This is a genomic window from Protofrankia sp. CiP1_Cm_nod4 (genome assembly GCF_982290645.1).
This window is the reverse complement of the sequence record NZ_CEVIVC010000078.1, coordinates 15,140-17,230: the sequence shown is the minus strand read 5'-3', so window position 1 is coordinate 17,230 and position 2,091 is coordinate 15,140. Positions and strand designations below refer to the sequence as shown.

The window sequence follows — 2,091 nt, the reverse complement described above, 5'->3', positions numbered from 1 at the left end:
GGCTCCCCCGGCCACCGGCTCCGCCAGCCGTCGGCTCCCCTGGCCGTCAGCTCAGGACCCGTCCGCCCCAGAGCCCGCCGGCGTCCCGGCGGGAGCGCGGACAGGCCACCGCCCTGTACCCGTTCGCCTCTGCCCCCGTTCGTCGCGGGGTTACCGACCGGGCCACCGGCCCCTGGGAGCTGCCGGCGCCCGGGGGCCACGGGCGCGGCGGTCGCGGTGATCTGATCGACCCGTCACTCGGGTCCACCGGCTCCCGGGGCCACGCGCGCGTCCCCCCGAGGCAAGCGGGGTGCCCACAGTGCCCGCAGGGCGCTATCGGCGCTCCGGGCCGGTACCGGCGCGGGCGGCGGCCCGCTGGGCGGCCCTGCGCTGCGACCGGCCCAGCGGATAGGTCAGCGCACCCACGATCACGAGACCGGCCAGTATCGCGAGGACAGGGTTGACGCTCAGGATGAGCAGGATGGTCAGCATCACGAGCAGCGCCGCGATCCGCGCGGCGAAATACGGCAGCTGCACCCGCAGGGAGGCCGGGGCCTGACCGGCCACAGGACGCCCGGCTGGCCAGCCCATCCAGGCGCCCGAAGCGCCAGCGGCGCCCCTGGAAGCGGGCGTCCGAGGACGCGGCACCCGGTCCAGGTCTGCCGTCGTGGCCCGCGTGCCGCTGTCCCGCGTCCGCTGTCTCCCGCCGCTGTCGCGTGTCATGCCCGCCTTCGTCCCAGTTCGGTCTTCAGCTGCCGGCGGGCATCTCGAACCGGATGAGCACGGATCCCGCTCATTTACGGTACGACCCGCCGGATCCGCGGCGGTCACGAGGGCAGGTATCGGGCGGGGCCGAGCCCGCGCGCCCCCTCATCCCCGTCACGTTCTCATCCCCGTCATGTCCCGTGCCATCCCAAAGATCATGGAGATGAACGGCGCGTGACGCCGAGCTCACCGGCCCCTTCGGGCCTGATCACCTTCGGCGCCGTCCCACCCCCGGCAGCACAAAAATCATGACGATGGGCGGCGGTACGGCCAGGGCCGTCCAGCCTCCTCGTCCCGGTCAAGTTCCACACCGCCTCGCGCTCATGACAGCCTTACACCGCCTTGCCTGGATACGCATTTATCCATATTTATGTACCCAGAGTCACGAAAGAGCGATGGCCGCCCGAACGTAGAGATCACACAATGAAGATCATGAGGACGAACGACGGGCCGCGCCGAGCTCACCGGTCCAGCGGCGCAGCAGGTCGTTGGGCACCCCGGCCGCGTCCAGGACCTTGCCGGCGACGAAGTCCACGAGCGCGCGCGCGTCGGTCGCGCCGGCGTAGAAGCCGGGGCTGGCGGCCGCCACCACCGCGCCGGCGTCGTGCAGGGACAGCATGTGCAGCAGGGTCGAGCGGGTGAACGGCATCTCCCGGGGCACGACCACCAGCCGACGGCCTTCCTTCAGCGTCACGCCGGCGGCGCGTTGCAGCAGATCCTTGGACAGCCCGAGAGCGATCCCGGCCACGGCAGCCGTGCTCGCGGGGACGACGATCATCCCCCTGGTCAGATACGAGCCGCTGCTCGGCCCGGCGGCAAGATCACTGCAGGACCAGTGACGGAGCAGATCCGCCGCGGCCGCCTCGGAGATGACGGACGGGTCCACGCCGAGCCAGCCGGCCAGGGACCGTGGCCAGGTGCTGTCCCGCCAGGCGATCCCGGTCTCGTCCAACAGGGTGAGCCGGGCCGCCCGGGAGACGACCAGGTCCACCGGCAGCCCGGCGTCCAGCAGGCCGCGCAGCACCGACGCCGCGTACGGCGTCCCGCTCGCCCCGCTGACGCCGACCACCCACGGCAGCCGCGGTTCGCCTTCACCCGGCCGCGGCGGCACCGCGTCCCGGCTGTCGAGACGCACCCCGTCCTCCCAACTGTCCGGCCAACCACCCGGACGCCCAACCACTCGGATACCCGGAGCCCGGAGCCCGGGTGCCCGGCCAACCGGTCAACCGTCCGGATATGCCCCAGCGGCCGGTGGTCGCCCGAATGCGTCCCTGTCCCTGTCCCTGTCCCTCCGGCACCTTCCGCACTTCCGTACGCACTTCCGTACGCACTTCCGTACGCACTTCC

2 protein-coding genes are annotated in these 2,091 nt (G+C 72.4%); both read right to left on the bottom strand.

Translation table 11 applies throughout. From position 1 onward, the window contains the following. Positions 1-312: 312 nt before the first annotated feature. A complete protein-coding gene (locus AC5LSR_RS15365; protein ID WP_250283267.1) occupies positions 313-546 on the bottom strand; it encodes a hypothetical protein in 234 nt (77 codons plus the stop codon). Positions 547-1,174: 628 nt separating this feature from the next. Further along, positions 1,175-1,879: a UbiX family flavin prenyltransferase gene (locus AC5LSR_RS15360; RefSeq protein ID WP_250283269.1), complete on the bottom strand. Its 705-nt coding sequence runs from the start codon at positions 1,877-1,879 to the stop codon at positions 1,175-1,177. Positions 1,880-2,091: the final 212 nt, after the last annotated feature.